This window comes from Micromonospora sp. MP36, from assembly GCF_008119785.1.
Classification (GTDB): Bacteria; Actinomycetota; Actinomycetes; order Mycobacteriales; family Micromonosporaceae; genus Micromonospora.
Genome location: NZ_VSFA01000003.1, coordinates 190,697 through 206,953 on the forward strand (window position 1 = coordinate 190,697; position 16,257 = coordinate 206,953).

A 16,257-nucleotide genomic window follows, 5' to 3' on the forward strand; every position below is an offset into this window, starting at 1 on the left:
GGCCGCGATGCTAACCGGTACGGATTCGGGTGGGATGGGCGGTACGGGTGGGACGTGTGGGGCGGGTGCGTCACTGCTGCTGGGCAACCAACTGCCCCTCGTCCTGGCTCGACAGGGGCGTCTGGCAGGCGGCCTGGAGGGCGCCGGCGACGGCCGCGGCGAGCCGGGGGATCTCGGCGGGGTCCAGCGGCACCCGCGCGATGGCCAGCCGCCAGTAGAGCGGGCCGACGATCAGGTCGGTGGCGGCGACCGGGTCGATCGCGGTCAGCTCGCCCCGCGTCACGGCGAGTCCGATCAGCCGCTCCCCGAGCGCCTGCTGGTTGTTGCGCAGCACCTCCTGCAGGGTCTGCCCGATCTGCGGGTTGCGGGCGGCCTCGGCGAGCAGGTCCGGGATGATCTGGGACGCCAGCGGGTGGCGCAGGGCGCGCGACATGATCAGGTAGACCACCTCGAGGTCGCCGGTGAGGCTGCCGGTGTCCGGCAGCAGCAGGCGCTGGCCGGCCACCGACCCGACGATCTCCAGGACCAGGTCGAGCTTGGAACTCCAGCGGCGATAGACGGCCGCCTTGCTCACCCCGGCGCGCCGGGCCACCGCCTCGATCGACAGCCGTGCGTAGCCTACGACGGCGAGTTCGTGCATGACGGCGTCCCGGATCGCGCTGGTGATGTCGTCTCGGAGCACCGCCGCGCCGGCCGGAGCACGCCTCTTCTCGGTCGCCACGTGGAACAATGTAGCGCAGCGACGGAACGGTTGCGTCGCGACGTACCCATGGACTACCTTGCGTCCAGCGAGCGGGCGGGGCGACGGCTTCGCGCCCCACCTTCCGTTGTCGCGCTCATCCCGCACACCGAAAGATCGGAGCGCCTACCCATGGCCAACACGGCGGTGGCCGACCCCGACGCAGGACTGACGCAGAGGCAGCTCGCCGAGCGTTACGGCCTGACGTTCGCCGGGGCCCGCCCCTCTCTGGCCGCGTACACGCGGCAGCTGTGGTCCTACCGACACTTCATCGCGGCGTACGCGAACGCCAAGGTGGTGGCGTCGTTCAGCACGGCCCGGCTCGGCCGGCTGTGGCAGGTGCTGACCCCGCTGACCAACGCGGCGGTCTACTTCCTGATCTTCGGTGTGATCCTCAACACCCGCGGCGGCGTCAGCAACTTCATCGGGTATCTCTGCATCGGCCTGTTCGTCTTCACCTTCACCTCGGCCGCGGTCTCCACCGGGGTGTCGTCGATCAGCGGCAACCTGGGCATGATCCGGGCGATGCACTTCCCCCGGGCGACCATGCCGCTGGCGGCCACCCTGATCCAGCTGCAGCACCTGGTCACCGCCATGGTGGTCCTGGTCGGCATCGTGCTGGTGACCGGCGAGCCGATCACCCTGGAGTGGCTGCTCGTGGTGCCCGCGGTGATCCTGCAGTCGATCTTCAACGCCGGCCTGGCGCTGGGACTCGCGCGGGTCGGCGCCAAGATCGTCGACATCAAGAACCTGATGCCGTTCATCATGCGGACCTGGATGTACGGCTCCGGCGTGCTCTACAGCGTGGACAAGTTCGCCCAGAACATCCACAACCCGATCGCGATCGAGATCGTGCACGCCAACCCGCTGCTGATCTACATCGAGCTCGTCCGGCACGCGCTCATGGAGAACGCCCCGCTGAGCTCGTCGGCACCCCGGCTCTGGGTCATGGCGGCCATCTGGTCCGCTGTGATCGGCGTCGGCGGCTACCTCTACTTCTGGCGCGGAGAAACGGAGTACGGCCGTGGCTGAGACCACCACCCTCCCCCAGCACGCGAAGACGACGGCCGACGGGCGGCGCATCCCCACGGTGATCGTCGACGACGCCCACGTGATCTACCGGGTGCACGGCGCCGGCTCGGCCAACACCAACACGCCGGTGAGCGCCCTGAAGCGGATCCTGACCCGGATGCCCGCCCCCACCGTGCGGGAGGTGCACGCCGTCAAGGGCGTGACCTTCACCGCCTACCGGGGCGAGGCGATCGGCCTCATCGGCAGCAACGGCTCGGGCAAGTCCACCCTGCTGCGGGCGATCGCCGGCCTGCTGCCGGTGACCCGGGGCGCCGTCTACGCCCAGGGCCAGCCCGCCCTGCTCGGCGTCAACGCGGCCCTGCTCAACGACCTCACCGGCGAGCGGAACGTGGCGCTGGGCCTGCTGGCGATGGGCTTCTCGCCCGAGGTGGTGAAGCAGCGGACGCCTGAGGTCATCGAGTTCTCCGGCATCAACGAGCGCGGCGACTTCGGCTCGCTGCCGATGCGGACGTACTCCTCCGGCATGTCGGCCCGGCTGCGCTTCGCGATCTCCTCGGCGAAGGACCACGACGTGCTGCTCATCGACGAGGCCCTCGCCACCGGTGACCGGAAGTTCCGCCGGCGCAGCGAGCAGCGGGTTCGCGAGCTGCGCGAGAGCGCCGGCACCGTCTTCCTGGTCAGCCACCAGCTCAGCACCATCCAGGAGACCTGCGAGCGGACGATCTGGCTGGAGTCGGGCGTGATGCGGGCCGACGGGCCGACCGCCGACGTGATCGCGCAGTACGAGGCGTTCACGAGCGGCAAGTAGTGCGGAAACGGGCACCCCGACGTATCGGCCGGGGTGCCCGTCCCGCGTCGTTCGGGCCGGGCCGGGAGCTATGGTCGTACGACCCGAGCGCTCGGCGGATCCGCGCGACGACTCCCGCAAGCCCGGCTCGGTGAACCCTTGAGCAACATTGGTGACAACGGTGAGGACCGCATGACCCAGCATCCGGCCACGGCGCCGGCCCCCGCCCCCTGGCGCCCCAGCCGGACCGTGGCGGTGATCCTGGCCGGCGGCACGGGCACCCGGCTCGGCCTGGGCATTCCCAAGCAGCTGCTCAAGGTCGCCGGCAAGCCCATCATCGAGCACACCCTCGCGGTCTTCGAGGCCGCGCCGGAGATCGACCAGATCATCGTGCTGATGGCGGCCGGCCACGTCCACGACGCCGAACGCATCGTCGAACAGGCCGGCTTCCGCAAGGTCACCTTCATCGGCGAGGGCGGCGACACGCGCAACGCCACCACCCGGCTGGCCCTGGACGTGATCGGCCCCGAGGACTGCAACATCCTCTTCCACGACGCGGTGCGACCGCTGGTCAGCGGCCGGATCATCCGCGAGTGCGTGAACGCCCTCTGGACCTACTCGGCGGTCGACGTGGCCATCCCGTCCGCCGACACGATCATCCAGGTGGACGAGCACGACTGCATCACCGACATCCCGGTCCGCGCCGCGCTGCGCCGGGGCCAGACCCCGCAGGCGTTCCGGTCCGGCACCATCCGGGAGGCGTACCGGCGGGCCGCGGGTGACCCGGACTTCGCCGCCACCGACGACTGCGGCGTGGTGCTGCGCTACCTGCCCGGCACGCCGATCAAGGTGATCGACGGCTCGGACGAGAACATCAAGGTCACCCACCCGGTCGACGTGCACCTGGCGGACAAGCTCTTCCAGCTCGCCGCCGCGCAGACGCCCCGGGTGACCGACCACCGCAGCTACACCGAGGAGCTGACCGGCCGGACCGTGGTGGTCTTCGGCGGCAGCTACGGCATCGGCCACGAGCTGACCGAGCTGGCCCGCCGCTACGGTGCCCAGGTCTTCCCGTTCAGCCGCTCCACCACCGGCACCCACGTGGAGCGCGCCGAGGACGTGGCGGCCGCGCTGACCATCGCCTTCGAGGCGACCGGCCGGATCGACCACGTGGTGGTCACCGCCGGGATCCTGGAGAAGGGCGCCCTCGCCGAGATGGACGAGGCGACGATGGACCGGCTCCTGCAGGTCAACTTCGTCGGCCCGGTCACCATCGCCCGGCAGTCCCTGCCGTACCTCCAGCAGACCAAGGGCCAGCTGCTGCTCTACACCTCCAGCTCCTACACCCGGGGCCGGGCGCGGTACGCGCTCTACTCCGCCACCAAGGCCGCCCTGGTCAACCTGACCCAGGCGCTCGCCGACGAGTGGGCCGAGTTCGGCGTACGGGTCAACTGCGTCAACCCGGAGCGCACCGCCACGCCGATGCGTACCAGGGCGTTCGGCGAGGAGCCGGAGCACACCCTGCTCTCCGCCGAGGCGGTCGCGCAGGCCTCCCTCGACGTGCTCATCTCCGACCTGACCGGCCAGGTCATCGACGTCCGCCGGGCGCCGGGCGAGCCAGCGGCGGCCGGCGAGCAGGTCGCCGTGGTGCCGGCCCAGCCGGACCCGCACCCGGCGCCGACGCCGGGCCGGGCGACCAGCGGGACGGGGTGGTAGCGATGCGTGGTGACCTGGTCCGGAAGCTGCTCGCCCGGGCACTGACCACCGGGCTGGCGGTGCTGGCGTTCCTCGTCGTGGCGCTCACCGGGGCGACCGGCTGGGGGCTGGCGATCGCGGTCGCCGCCCTGGCCGCCGCCGCATGGGAGCGCCGGGTACGACCCACCGCCGACGGCGTCGCCGAGTCGGTGCTGGTCGCCGCCGGGATCCTGGTCGGCTACGCCCGCCGGCTCGACGCCGGCTTCGAGCCGGCGCTGGCCGCCACCGCGCTGGTGCTGCTCGGCCTGGTGCTGCTGGTCGGGCCGCTGCGCGAGGCGGGGGCGCTGGAGATCCGCGCCGCCAACCTGCCGGTCCGCACCTGGACGCCGCTGGTGGCCGCGCGGCTCGGTGACGCGCTGCTGGTGCTGCTCGCCGTGGTGGCGGTGGCCGCCGGCCTGGCCCTCCCGGCCTGGCTGGCGCTGGTCGCCGCTCTGCTCGTCGGCGTCGGGTGCGGCGCGGTCGGGCTGGACCTGGCCCGCCGGCGGTTCCGGCCGCCGGCCGGGGGCGGCCCGGTGGGCCGGGCGCTGCGCCGCCACCAGCCCGAGTTCGTGCTCCACTTCTCCGCCCCGCCTGGGTCGGAATACCAGGTCACCATGTGGCTGCCCTATCTGGAACGGATCGGCCGGCCGTTCCTGGTCATGCTGCGGGAGCCGGAGTTCCTGCCGACGATCGCCGCCGCGACCCGCGCGCCGGTGGTCTTCTGCCCGACCCTCAAGGCCATGGACGAGGCGCTGGTGCCCAGCCTGCGGGCGGCGTTCTACGTCAACCACGGCGCGAAGAACAGCCACTGCATCCGGTTCTCCCACCTGACCCACGTGCAGCTGCACCACGGGGACAGCGACAAGGCGCCCAGCGCCAACCCGGTGTCGGCGATCTTCGACCGGATCTTCGTGGCCGGGCAGGCGGCGATCGAGCGGTACGCGCGGGCCGGCGTGGAGATCCCCGCCGAGAAGTTCGTGGTGGTCGGCCGTCCCCAGGTGGAGGCGATCGAGGTACGCCGGGAGCCGGCCCGCGGCCTGACCAACCCGACGGTGCTCTACACCCCCACCTGGACGGGACACCACGCCGACGCGAACTACTGCTCCCTGCCGGTGGCCGAGACGGTGCTCCGCCGGCTGCTGGACCGGGGCGCCACGGTGATCCTGCGGCACCACCCGTACACCGCGCAGAACCCGGCCTCGGCGCGGCAGCTGGCCCGGCTCACCGAGCTGCTCGCCGCAGACAAGGCGAAGACCGGCCGGGAGCACGTGTGGGGCGCGGCGGCCACCCGCGAGCTGACCCTGACCGACTGCGTCAACCGCTCCGACGCGCTGGTCTCGGACGTCTCCGGGGTGATCTCCGACTACCTCTACTCCGGCAAGCCGTACGCGGTGACCGACATGGGCGCCGACGGCGACGAGTTCGTCGCGCGGTTCCCCCTGGCCGGCTCCGGCTACGTGCTGCGCCGGGACATGTCCAACGTGGACGAGGTGCTGACCGAGCTGCTCGACACCGACCCGAAGGCCGCCGCGCGCTGGGCCACCCGCACCCGCTACCTGGGCGACTTCCCCGCCGACTCGTACGCGGAGGCGTTCCTCGACGCCGCCCGCCGGCAGCTCGAACCGGGCTGGACCGCGCCGGCCCCCCGCGCCGCCGACCCGGTCGCGCCGGACGGCTCGCCGCTGTCACCCACCGCCTGACGGCGGTCAGTGGTACGCGTCGAGGAGGGCGAGCACGGCCTCCGGGTCCTCGACGTGCGCGTTGTGGCCCAGCCCCGGCAGCGTCATCACCGGCACGCCCAGCTCCTTGAGCTGCGCGTCGCTCACCATCGGGTCCTGCTCGCCCCGGGCCAGCAGCACCGGCACGTCGGTGGCGGCGAGCAGGGCGGGCAGCTGCGGCTCCCCCACCGCGAACGCGGCCGGGTCCATGGCCAGCCGCCAGCGGCCGTCCTCGCGGCGCAGTCCGGCGTCCACGACCGGGTGGTCCGGGGCGAACAGCCCGGTCAGCCCGGCCACCCGTAGGTAGCGGCGGGCCGCCTCGTCCCGGCTGGCGAACCAGGTCACCGGCCGCTCGGCCAGCTCGCGGGCCTTGGTCAGCTCGGCCGGGGACCAGGCGACCTTGAGGCCGAGCCCGACCACTCCGTCGATCGGGAGCTGCCGCTCCCGCGCGGCCAGCGCCAGCGCCACCACCCCGCCGAGCGAGTGCCCGAGCACCACCAGCCGGTCCCGGGGGCCGAGCCGCTCGGCGACCGGACCGAGCCCGGCCAGCACCCGCCCCGCGAGGGCCTCGAAGGAGTACGCCGGCAGCGGCGGCGACCAGCCGTGGCCGGCCAGGTCGGGCGCCAGCCAGCGCCCCGCCCAGCGGCGCTCCAGCAGCGGCGCCCAGGGCAGCCACACCTCACCGGTGGCGCCCATGCCGTGCAGCAGCAGCAGATGGCGGGTACCCGTCTCGTCACCCATACGGCGCAGTGTGCCACCGGACGGACACCAGGCGCGAGACCGGACCCGGATACGACGTCGGGCACCGGCGAAAGGAGCCGGTGCCCGATGTGCCGGGGTGGGATCAGGCGGAGTAGCCGCGGGTGCCCGCCCAGTTCGCCAGATCGATGGTGGTGATCCAGTACTCGGGCAGCGCCGGGTTCGCCGAGTCGGCGATGCGCACGGTCCGGCCGTCGTCCTTGTAGCCGATCACGGCGATGTAGTGGCCGCCGGGGAACGAGTGCCAGCCGCCGTCGGTGTCGGTGGCGGAGCCGGCGATGTTGACCACCACGCCACGGCCGTCGGTGATCGCCTTGACCACGTCGGCCTGGAGCTGGTCCATCTGCGCCGGGGTCGCGGCCTGGCCGGGGATCATGTGGGTCCGGTACGGGCTGCCCTTGACCATCTGGTTGAGCCCGCGGGTGGTGTCCTCGGCGGAGTTGGTGCCGTTCACGCCGGCGTTCAGCGGGGCGACCATCGCGTCCTGGGTGGTCTCGACGCCGCTCGCGCTGAGCGCGTTCCGCACCGCGGCGGGGCCGCAGTTCCAGTAGGCGGTCTGCGCCTCGTAGGAGTAGTCGAGGACCTTGGTCGACGGCGGCTTCGGCTTCGCCTTCGCGGTCTTCGTGACGTCCGGGTCCGGCTTGGCAGAGCTGGGCTTCGCCGAGGGTGACGCGCTGGGCGAAGCGGTCGGGGACGGGGCGGCGACCCGGGCTTCGCTCCGGGTGGCGACGTCACCGAGGCGCGGGGCCAGTTCGGCGACGGCGGCGGTGGTCTCCTGCCGGACGGGCGCGTCGTTGGTGTTGGCCAGGGCCGCGCTGGCGCCGCCGGCCAGCACGAGGGCCGCGGCGGAGCCGGCGACGATCTGGTACGGGCGCTCGCTCGCGAGGCGCCGCAGCTGACGCTTCAGGTGGTGCTTCACGTGTTCCTCCACGGGGGGCCGGAGCGGCACACGTCGCCCCGACGCGCGGAGGAGCTCACGCGCGTTGCTGGGGCGGGTGGCCGCGGGAAAAGAGCGCCCGGCGGGCCGGGCTGCGGGGGTCGGTTACCGGAACTCGCCGGTCAGGCGAGCGCCGGCACCGTGGCGCCGTGGAGGCGGGGGGAGGATCGGGGGGTGGTTCGCACGAGGTTGGAACTCCTTCCGTGGCCGCCTACCGGGTTAGCTGACGGATTCGGGCGGGAAGTAGGCCCTACCGCGGGCGTCGGCTCGCGGATTCACCCCGGTGTTGCACTGGGTCCCCGGTTCGTGAGATCACGATTGAGCGGGTCGGCACGGCGTCGCCACTTGCGATCGGAAACCGCGCCGGACGCGCTGACACTACCGGTGGGCACCCGGCCTGCCAAGCGCTCCCAACTGCGTAAACGTCAACCATCGTTACCGAGACCGGAACAGCCGGTCACTGACGTGACTCAATGGGACGACCGTTTTAGCGGGAACCGTAGGGGCCACTTTCGGACATCCGGGCGCCGATCGCAGGGGAATTGCGGGGCTCGATCGCCCGGCCTGATCCGGATGACCGTTTTCCCGGTCGCCGTGACCGGGCTCACCCAAATCGGATAACGATTCAGCCGACCCGCGCCGGCCGCCACCGCGCGGCGGGCACCCCGGCGGCGCCGGCCGCCACCGGGGCGAGGGTCTGGGTCACCGCCTCGGCGGGGCGTACCGGAACCGCCTCGGGCCGGACCGCCTCGGCGGCCGCGTACGCCTCCACGGCCAGCACCCGCGCCGCCTCGGCGGCCAGCTCGGCGTCCCGCCAGGCCCGCCGCTCCCGCTCGGCGACCGCCCGCCAGTGGGCCCGCCGGCCCTCGCGTACCGCCCGGGCCAGGACGATCTCCTGCTCGGCCGGGTGCCGGCGCGGATCCCACCCGTTGCGGCCGGCGAGGACGTCGGCGAGTTGCCGGGCGGTCAGGTCGCCCCGCCAGTGCGCCGTCATGGCGGCGTGGTGCAGCCACCGCTCCCGGGCCGCGTACTCGGCCGGCGTCCGGGGCGTCCGCGGCGCGCGCAGCACCGTGGCCCCCGCCAACCGCCGGGCGGCCGCCTCGGCCTCGTCGTACGCCCGCCAGGCCCGGTCGAGCTCGTCGTGCGCGGTCAGCCACTGCTCGCGCCACCGGCGGGCGGTCTGCGCGGCCCCGGCGGCGGCCACCGCCACCTCCTCGGCGTAGCGGCGCAGGTCGGCGCGGCGGGCCGCCTCCTCGGCGGCCGGGTCGGGGACGGGATCCGGCGGGGTGTCCCGCTCCGGCCGGGCGACCAGGGCGGCGAGCACGGCCATGGCGAGCACGAGCAGGGCCGACCAGATGGCGGCGGCCGCGGGAATCTCGGTCAGGAAGTGATGGAGAACGGTCTGCTTCAAGGTCGGCACCTAACGGAACGATGTGGTGGAGAGGTCCGCACGGCCGGCGGGGCGGGGCGCGACCGGTCACGGCTGCCGCCGGGCCGCCGGGCGGGTGCGGGGTGAGGTTCGGTGGTACGGCGTGGGCGGGCGGACCCGCCGGGCTCGTCAGCGGGCGGGCGGGGCCCGGGAGCCGACGGTCGCCGGGACCAGCCCGACCAGGACGCGGTGCCGGTCGGAAGGGGCGACCACAACACCCCGGACCATCGGGTCCAGGACGTCGACCGGGCCGACCTGCCGGTCGCCGGCGGCGGCCGCCCGCGTTGCCACCGGACCCGCCGCCACGGCGCTGTCGGCCTCGGCGGAGCCGGACGCCGTCCACCCGGCCGCCTCGGGCGATCCGGTCCCGATCCGCGCGGCGGGACCGGACGATCCCGCGCCGGCCCGGGCGACCGCGTGGGCGGCCCGGTCGGACCAGCGGATCAGCGCCCGGAGGGTCCGGTCGACCCCGGTGGACCGGACGTCGCCGAGCTGCCCGGCGTCGAGGGCCGCGCGGTCGACGGCGACCGTGGGGGAAGCCGCGTGCGCCGTCGCGGCCGGGCCGAGGGGCAACGTGGCGGCGCCGAGCGAGCAGGCGACGACCACGGCCAGGCTGGCCAGCATCCGCGCCGTCCAGCGCGCCACCCACCACACGGGACAGGTGAGCGCGATCGGAAGCACGTGCCCAAATTACCGCCGAAACGGCCGTATCGCACCATCGCCGGGCGTGTCGCACCGCCGGTGGACTTGCGCACCGGCCAGGGTGGACAGGGCCAGCGGGCGCCGCCGATCGGCTGTGGCCCGTTCAGTGCGGGTCGCGCCGCCCGGCGTACTCGATCGACCTGGGCCGCGGGACGCGGACCTCGACCGGCTCGCCGGGCGCCACGGCGGGGGCGGCCGGCGGACGGTCCCGGCGGCGCGGTCCCAGCCGGCGCATCAGCGGCATCTCCACCCAGCGGTGCAGGGCTGCGGCGAGCAGCAGGTTGACCAGCAGGAAACCGAGCACCGCGAGCGGGCCCCACCAGCCGCGCAGCCCCTCGCCCCAGTGCCCGGTCAGGCGCAGCACTGTCTGCATCACCAGCACGTGCACCAGGTAGAACGCGAACGAGACCTCACCGAGCCAGACCATCGGTCGGGACCGCCACGGGGTGCGCCGCCCGCGCACGTCGGCGTCGGCCGCGGCGGTGATGACCAGGAGGTACGCCACCGCGAGCAGGGCCGCCCAGAGCTCCGCGCGGACCCACTGCGCGGCGACCACCCAGGTGGCGACGAAGAGCACGGTGGCCGGGGTCAGCCCGGGACCCCGCCAGCGGCCCCGGCGCATCAGCTCGGCCGCCGCCACGCCCATCCAGAACTCCAGCGACCGCACCACCGGGAAGATCTGGGCGAACCACCAGCGGCTCTCCTCGGGCACCAGGCGCTGGCCGGGCCACAGGGCCAGGATGAGCAGCGGTGCGGCGACCACCACCGCCCAGAGCACGCCCGGGCGGGTGCGGCGCAGCGCCGGCAGCACCCACGGCAGGCACAGATAGAAGGCGAGCTCGCAGGAGAGCGACCAGCTGACCGTGTTGACGCTGTAGAAGTAGCCGGGGGTGGGGTTCCACGCCTGGGTCAGGGTGAGGTTGCCCAGCGCGGCCCAGGGGGCGACCGGATCGGCGAACCAGAACGCGACCAGCAGCGCCGCCACGAACGTGACCAGGTGGTTCGGGTAGATCTTGGCCAGCCGGCGGCGCAGGAAGGTACGCCGGGGCTCACCGTCCCGGTAGGACCAGACCAGCACGAATCCACTGAGAATGAAGAAGAACTCCACACCGGATAGGCCGAGCGCGAAGAGCCAGTCCACCACGGCCTTGTAGTCGGGCTCGGCGACGATCCGCATGGTCCCGGCGTGGAAGCCGAAGACCAGCAGGGCGGCGATCCAGCGCAACCCGGTCAGCGACGGCAGCCGGACGGCGCGGACGATGGTCGGCGCGCTGGTCATGCCGGCAGCCCGACCGTCAGCAGGATCACCAGCACGCGTCCCCTCCTCGGGCGTCGGCGACGGGTGGCACCGGGACCACCCGGGGCGGCGCTCCACCGCGACGCCGCCGCCGGGCACCCTACCCGCCGGCGCCCCGGACCGCCGCCCGCGCCGTGGCGCCGCCCGGCCATCGGGACGCTCCGACCTCGCGTGTCGCCCCGTCATCGGCGCCCTCCGGCGTCGCGTGTCGCCCGGTCATCGGGACGCTCCGGCGTCGCGCATCGCGTCGTCGTACGTCTGTTCGAGAAGGAGGTAGGATCGGCGGCGTGTCCGACGTCGCGTACCAGCCCTCGATGCTCGACTTCGCCGAGCAGGGGCCGACCCTGGGCCCGCTCGCCGGCCGGTTGCGCCGGCACGAGCTGAGCCGCGGAGCCTGGGTCGACCACCTGCCGGGCTGGGTGCGGGGCTCCGACGGGGTGCTCGACACGTTGCTACGCGACGTGCCGTGGCGGGCCGAGCGCCGCACCATGTACGAAAGCGAGGTCGACGTCCCCCGCCTGCTCTGCTGGTACGCCGCCGGCCGGCCGCTGCCCCATCCGGTGCTCACCGCGGCACGCGAAGCGCTGACCCGGCACTACGCGGCCGAGTTGGGCGAGCCCTTCGTCACCGCCGGCATGTGCCTCTACCGGGACGGCCGGGACAGTGTGGCCTGGCACGGCGACACCCTGGGCCGCTCGGCGCACAGCGACACCCTGGTGGCCATCGTGTCCTTCGGCTCGCCGCGCCCGCTGCTGCTGCGGCCCCGGGGTGGCGGCGCGAGCCTGCGCTTCCCGCTCGGCCACGGTGACCTGGTGGTGATGGGCGGGTCGTGCCAGCGCACCTGGGAGCACGCCATCCCGAAGACCGCCCGCCCGGTCGGCCCCCGGGTCAGCGTCCAGTTCCGCCCCGCCGGCGTGGCCTGACGGCCGCCCGGCCGCGCCGCCGGACGCCACCGGGCGGATCGGCCGCCCTCGGCGAACGTTCGTGGTCCGGGATCCGGCCGACCGCGCCCGGGCGCGGATCGGTGACGTGCTAGAAACGACTCTCAGGGTCGATCACGCCCCCGTCACCTGACGACGCGAAGGGCGCAGCATGTCCCAGTCCCCCACCGAGCCGCGATCCCGTTGGTCCCCGTGGCGCCTGCACGGCGACGGCCGCTCCATCCGCCCCGGCGACGTGGTGCATCCCGACGAGCGGCTCTCCTGGCCGCGTACCGTCGGCGTCGGCGTGCAGCACGTCGTCGCGATGTTCGGCGCCACCTTCACCGTGCCGCTGATCACCGGCTTCCCGCCGGCCACCACGCTCTTCTTCTCCGGGCTGGGCACGCTGCTGTTCCTGCTGATCACCGGCAACCGGCTGCCGTCGTACCTGGGCTCGTCGTTCGCGTTCATCGCCCCGGTGCTGGCCGCCAAGACCGGCGGTGGCATTCCGGCGGCGCTCGGCGGGATCGTGGTGGTCGGCGCGGTGCTGGCCCTGGTCGGCACGGTGGTGCAGTGGGCCGGCGCGCGATGGATCGACGCGTTCATGCCGCCCGTGGTCACCGGCGCGATCGTCGCGCTGATCGGGCTCAACCTCGCCCCGGTCGCCTGGGACGGCGGGGGCAGCGGCACGGGCGTGAAGGCGCAGCCGCTGATCGCGGTGGTCACCCTGGTCGCGATCCTGGTCGCCACGGTGGTGTTCCGGGGCTTCCTGGCCCGGCTCTCCATCCTGCTCGGCGTGGTGGTCGGCTGGGTGCTCGCCGCCGTGCTCGGCGAACTCGACCCGAAGGCGGTCACCGCCCTGAAGGAGGCCGCCTGGGTGGGGCTGCCGCAGTTCCACGCCCCGAACTTCAGCGTGCGGGCGGTGGTGCTGGTCATCCCGGTGATCCTGGTGCTCATCGCGGAGAACGCCGGGCACGTCAAAGCGGTCGCCGCGATGACCGGCCGCAACCTCGACCGGGACATGGGCCGGGCGTTCCTCGGTGACGGCATCGCCACCGTGCTCGCCGGCTCGGGCGGCGGCTCCGGCACCACCACGTACGCGGAGAACATCGGCGTGATGGCGGCGACCCGGGTCTACTCGACCGCCGCGTACTGGGTGGCCGGCGTGGCGGCGGTGCTGCTCGGGCTGAGCCCGAAGTTCGGCGCCCTCATCCTCACCGTGCCGGCCGGTGTGCTGGGTGGGGCGACCACCGCCCTCTACGGCCTGATCGCCATCCTCGGCGCGCGGATCTGGATCGAGAACCGGGTCGACTTCCACGACCCCGTCAACCTGATGACCGCCGCCGTGGCGGTGATCGTCGGCGCGGCCAACTACACCGTCACCGCCGGCGACCTGTCGTTCAACGGCATCGCCCTGGGCACCGCCGCCGCCCTGATCATCTACCACGGCATGCGCCTCATCGCCCGCCTCCGCGGCACCACGGCGGAATCCCGCCGCGGCCCCGAACCCGAACTCTGACCCCACCCCACCCCACCTCCCTCCCCGGGACTCGCCGGACTCGCCCCGGTGATCATGAAGTTGGCCGCACGGAATGCCTGTTCCGTCACCGCTAACTTCATGATCACCGCCAGCCAGCGGGCGGGACGGGTGGGACGGGAAACGCTGCGGGGGCCGGCGGCGTGAGCGCCGGCCCCCGCAGCGCGTGGGTCAGTCGCGTTCGATCTGGTGGCCGACGACGGTGGGGCCGAGCATGACGGCGAAGCCCGAACCGTCGCGGCGGGGATCCGCCGGCGGCAGTTCCACCGGATCGCCGTTCGCGGTCGCGCCGACCGGGCGCGGGCCCACCCAGGCCACCGCCAGGTCCACCTCACCCTTGAGGAATCGCTGCGCGCGCACCCCGCCGGTCGCCCGCCCCTTCGCCGGGTACGCGGCGAACGGCGTCACCTTGACCGTGGCCCCGGTCGAGGTGACCACCATCGGCTCCCCGTGCCCCGGGTCGTCGGTGCGGACCGCGCCGAAGAAGACCGCGCTCGCCCCGGCCGGCAGGTTGATGCCGGCCATGCCGCCACCCTTGATGCCCTGCGGCCGCACCAGGGACGCGGCGAAGCGCAGCAGTGACGCCTCCGAGGAGATGAACGCCAGCGCCTCCGCGCCGTCGGCGAGCCAGGTCGCCCCGATCACCTCGTCGCCGTCGCGCAGGGAGATCACCTCGAACTCGTCCGAGCGGACCGGCCACTCGGGCGCGCACACCTTGACCACGCCCTGTCGGGTGCCCAGCGCCAGGCCGGGCGAGCCCTCGGCGGACGGGCCGAGCGGCGCCAGCCCCACCACCGTCTCGCCGGGCTCCAGCGGCACCAGTTCGGCGGCGGACATGCCGCCACGCAGTGACACCGTGCCGGATTGCTCGGGCAGCACCGGCAGCGGCAGTACGTCGATCTTGAAGGCCCGCCCGGCGCTGGTGACCAGGAGCACCCGGCCGCGGGCGGTGGAGTGCACCACCGCGCGTACCGCGTCGTGCTTGACCCGGCCGGAGCGGCGGCGCGCCTCGGCGGCCTCCTCCGACTCGGCCGCGGTCCGGGCGACCAGCCCGGTGGCGGAGAGGATCACCTGGCAGGGGTCGTCGGCGACCTCCAGCGGCCCGGCCGGCACGGAGGCCGCGAGGACCTCCTTGAGGTCGCCGTCGACCAGCGTGGTGCGGCGCTCGGCGCCGAACTGCTTGACCACGGCGGCCAGCTCGTCGGAGACCAGCTTCCGCAGCACCTTCGGGTCGTCGAGGATCTTCGACAGCTCGGCGATCTCGGCGCGCAGCTTCTCCTGCTCGGCCTCCAACTCCAGCCGGTCGTACTTGGTCAGGCGCCGCAGCGGGGTGTCCAGGATGTAGGTCGCCTGGATCTCGGAGAGCTTGAACTTCTGCATCAGGCCGTCCTTGGCGGCCTGGGCGTCCTCGCTGGCCCGGATCAACTTGACCACCTTGTCGATGTCGAGCAGGGCGATCAGCAGACCGTCGACCAGGTGCAGCCGCTCCTCGCGCTTGCGCTTGCGGTACGCGCTGCGCCGGGTCACCACCTCGTACCGGTGGGCCAGGAAGACCTCCAGCAGCTCCTTGAGCCCCAGGGTCTGCGGCTGGCCGTCCACCAGGACCAGGTTGTTCACGCCGAAGGACTGCTCCAGCGGGGTGAGCCGGTAGAGGTCGGCGAGCAGCGCCTGCGGGTTGACCCCGACCTTGCACTCGATGACCAGGCGGGTGCCGTTCTCCCGGTCGGTGAGGTCCTTGACGTCGGCGATGCCGCTGAGCCGCTTGGTCTTGTTGACCTCGTTGGTGATGGCCGCGATGACCTTCTCCGCGCCCACGCCGTACGGCAGCTCGGTGACCGTGATGGCCTGCCGGCCGCGGCTGCCCTCCAGCGGGCCGATCTGCACCCGGCCGCGCATCCGCACCACGCCCCGGCCGGTCTCGTACGCCCGGCGCACCTCGTCCAGGCCGAGCAGCAGCCCGCCGGTGGGCAGGTCGGGGCCGGGGACAAACTCCATGAGCTTGTCCAGCGTGGCGTCCGGGTGGTTGATCAGCCAGCGGGCGGCCTGGACCACCTCGCCGAGGTTGTGCGGGATCATGTTGGTGGCCATCCCGACGGCGATCCCGGACGCGCCGTTGACCAGCAGGTTGGGGAAGGCGGCCGGCAGCACGGTGGGCTGGGTGAGCGAGCCGTCGTAGTTGGGCTCGACGTCGACCGTGTCCTCGCCCAGCTCGCCGACGAGCAGCATCGCCTCCCGAGACATCCGGGCCTCGGTGTACCGGGCGGCGGCCGGGCCGTCGTCCGGGGAGCCGAAGTTGCCATGCCCGTCAATGAGCGGCGCGTTGAGCGAGAAGTCCTGGGCGAGGCGGACCATCGCGTCGTAGATGGCGGCGTCGCCGTGCGGATGGTACTTTCCCATCACATCCCCGACAATTCGGGCAGATTTCACGTGCCCCCGGTCGGGGCGGTGGCCCTGCTCGTACATCGACCAGAGGATGCGCCGGTGCACCGGCTTGAGGCCGTCCCGGGCGTCCGGCAGGGCGCGGGAGTGGATGACCGAGAAGGCGTACTCCAGGTAGGAGTCGGAGACCTCGGTGACCAGCGGGTTGTCGAAGACCCGCGCCCCGGCCTGGTCGAAGGCCGACAGGTCGGCGCGGGCGCGGTCGTCCCTACGGCGTGCCATGGTTC

The 16,257-nt window shown here is 73.4% G+C and carries 13 protein-coding genes and 1 riboswitch; of the genes, 6 read left to right on the top strand and 7 right to left on the bottom strand.

Annotated elements, in window-relative coordinates; all coding sequences use genetic code 11:
- Nucleotides 1-70: 70 nt before the first annotated feature.
- Entirely contained in the window at nt 71-721 is a 651-nt protein-coding gene (locus FXF52_RS05930) for a TetR/AcrR family transcriptional regulator (protein ID WP_148794230.1), read from the bottom strand.
- A 150-nt stretch (nt 722-871) separates the two neighbouring features.
- Between FXF52_RS05930 and FXF52_RS05935 the strand changes: the two genes are divergently transcribed.
- The 4 genes from FXF52_RS05935 (at nt 872) to FXF52_RS05950 (ending at nt 5,992) form a co-directional block, all read left to right on the top strand.
- Complete coding sequence (locus tag FXF52_RS05935) at nt 872-1,771, top strand: ABC transporter permease (RefSeq protein WP_148794231.1); 900 nt, start codon at nt 872-874, stop codon at nt 1,769-1,771.
- Nucleotides 1,764-2,579 carry an ABC transporter ATP-binding protein gene (locus tag FXF52_RS05940; RefSeq protein WP_148794232.1) on the top strand — a complete coding sequence of 272 codons (816 nt, stop codon included), beginning with the start codon at nt 1,764-1,766 and terminating at the stop codon, nt 2,577-2,579. Before FXF52_RS05935 ends, FXF52_RS05940 begins: the two co-directional genes overlap by 8 nt.
- Before the next feature lie 171 nt (nt 2,580-2,750).
- Complete coding sequence (locus FXF52_RS05945; protein ID WP_148794233.1) at nt 2,751-4,274, top strand: bifunctional cytidylyltransferase/SDR family oxidoreductase; 1,524 nt, start codon at nt 2,751-2,753, stop codon at nt 4,272-4,274.
- 2 nt (nt 4,275-4,276) lie between these two features.
- On the top strand, nt 4,277-5,992 hold the full coding sequence (locus tag FXF52_RS05950) for a CDP-glycerol glycerophosphotransferase family protein (protein ID WP_148794234.1): 1,716 nt from the start codon (nt 4,277-4,279) through the stop codon (nt 5,990-5,992).
- 6 nt (nt 5,993-5,998) lie between these two features.
- Here the strand turns inward: FXF52_RS05950 and FXF52_RS05955 are convergent, their stop codons facing one another.
- The 5 genes from FXF52_RS05955 to FXF52_RS05975 form a co-directional block, all read right to left on the bottom strand.
- A complete protein-coding gene (locus tag FXF52_RS05955; protein WP_148794235.1) occupies nt 5,999-6,751 on the bottom strand; it encodes an alpha/beta fold hydrolase in 753 nt (250 codons plus the stop codon).
- A gap of 103 nt (nt 6,752-6,854) precedes the next feature.
- Nucleotides 6,855-7,688: a C39 family peptidase gene (locus FXF52_RS05960; protein WP_148794236.1), complete on the bottom strand. Its 834-nt coding sequence runs from the start codon at nt 7,686-7,688 to the stop codon at nt 6,855-6,857.
- A gap of 211 nt (nt 7,689-7,899) precedes the next feature.
- A riboswitch (cyclic di-AMP (ydaO/yuaA leader) is annotated at nt 7,900-8,041 on the bottom strand.
- A gap of 290 nt (nt 8,042-8,331) precedes the next feature.
- A complete protein-coding gene (locus tag FXF52_RS05965; protein ID WP_148794237.1) occupies nt 8,332-9,117 on the bottom strand; it encodes a hypothetical protein in 786 nt (261 codons plus the stop codon).
- Between the two features lie 147 nt (nt 9,118-9,264).
- Nucleotides 9,265-9,816 (bottom strand): hypothetical protein, encoded by a 552-nt coding sequence (locus tag FXF52_RS05970; protein ID WP_148794238.1) that lies wholly within the window; start codon nt 9,814-9,816, stop codon nt 9,265-9,267.
- Between the two features lie 124 nt (nt 9,817-9,940).
- The gene (locus FXF52_RS05975) at nt 9,941-11,116 is read right to left on the bottom strand and encodes an acyltransferase (RefSeq protein WP_148794239.1); all 1,176 of its coding nucleotides are present in this window, start codon (nt 11,114-11,116) and stop codon (nt 9,941-9,943) included.
- Between the two features lie 305 nt (nt 11,117-11,421).
- Between FXF52_RS05975 and FXF52_RS05980 the strand changes: the two genes are divergently transcribed.
- Both FXF52_RS05980 and FXF52_RS05985 read left to right on the top strand, forming a co-directional pair.
- A complete protein-coding gene (locus tag FXF52_RS05980; RefSeq protein ID WP_148794240.1) occupies nt 11,422-12,057 on the top strand; it encodes an alpha-ketoglutarate-dependent dioxygenase AlkB in 636 nt (211 codons plus the stop codon).
- Nucleotides 12,058-12,226: 169 nt separating this feature from the next.
- The gene (locus tag FXF52_RS05985) at nt 12,227-13,573 is read left to right on the top strand and encodes a uracil-xanthine permease family protein (RefSeq protein WP_148794241.1); all 1,347 of its coding nucleotides are present in this window, start codon (nt 12,227-12,229) and stop codon (nt 13,571-13,573) included.
- A gap of 189 nt (nt 13,574-13,762) precedes the next feature.
- Here FXF52_RS05985 and FXF52_RS05990 read toward each other — a convergent pair whose 3' ends face one another.
- Nucleotides 13,763-16,252, bottom strand: a complete 2,490-nt coding sequence (locus FXF52_RS05990) for a DNA topoisomerase (ATP-hydrolyzing) subunit A (RefSeq protein ID WP_148794242.1) — start codon at nt 16,250-16,252, stop codon at nt 13,763-13,765.
- Nucleotides 16,253-16,257: the final 5 nt, after the last annotated feature.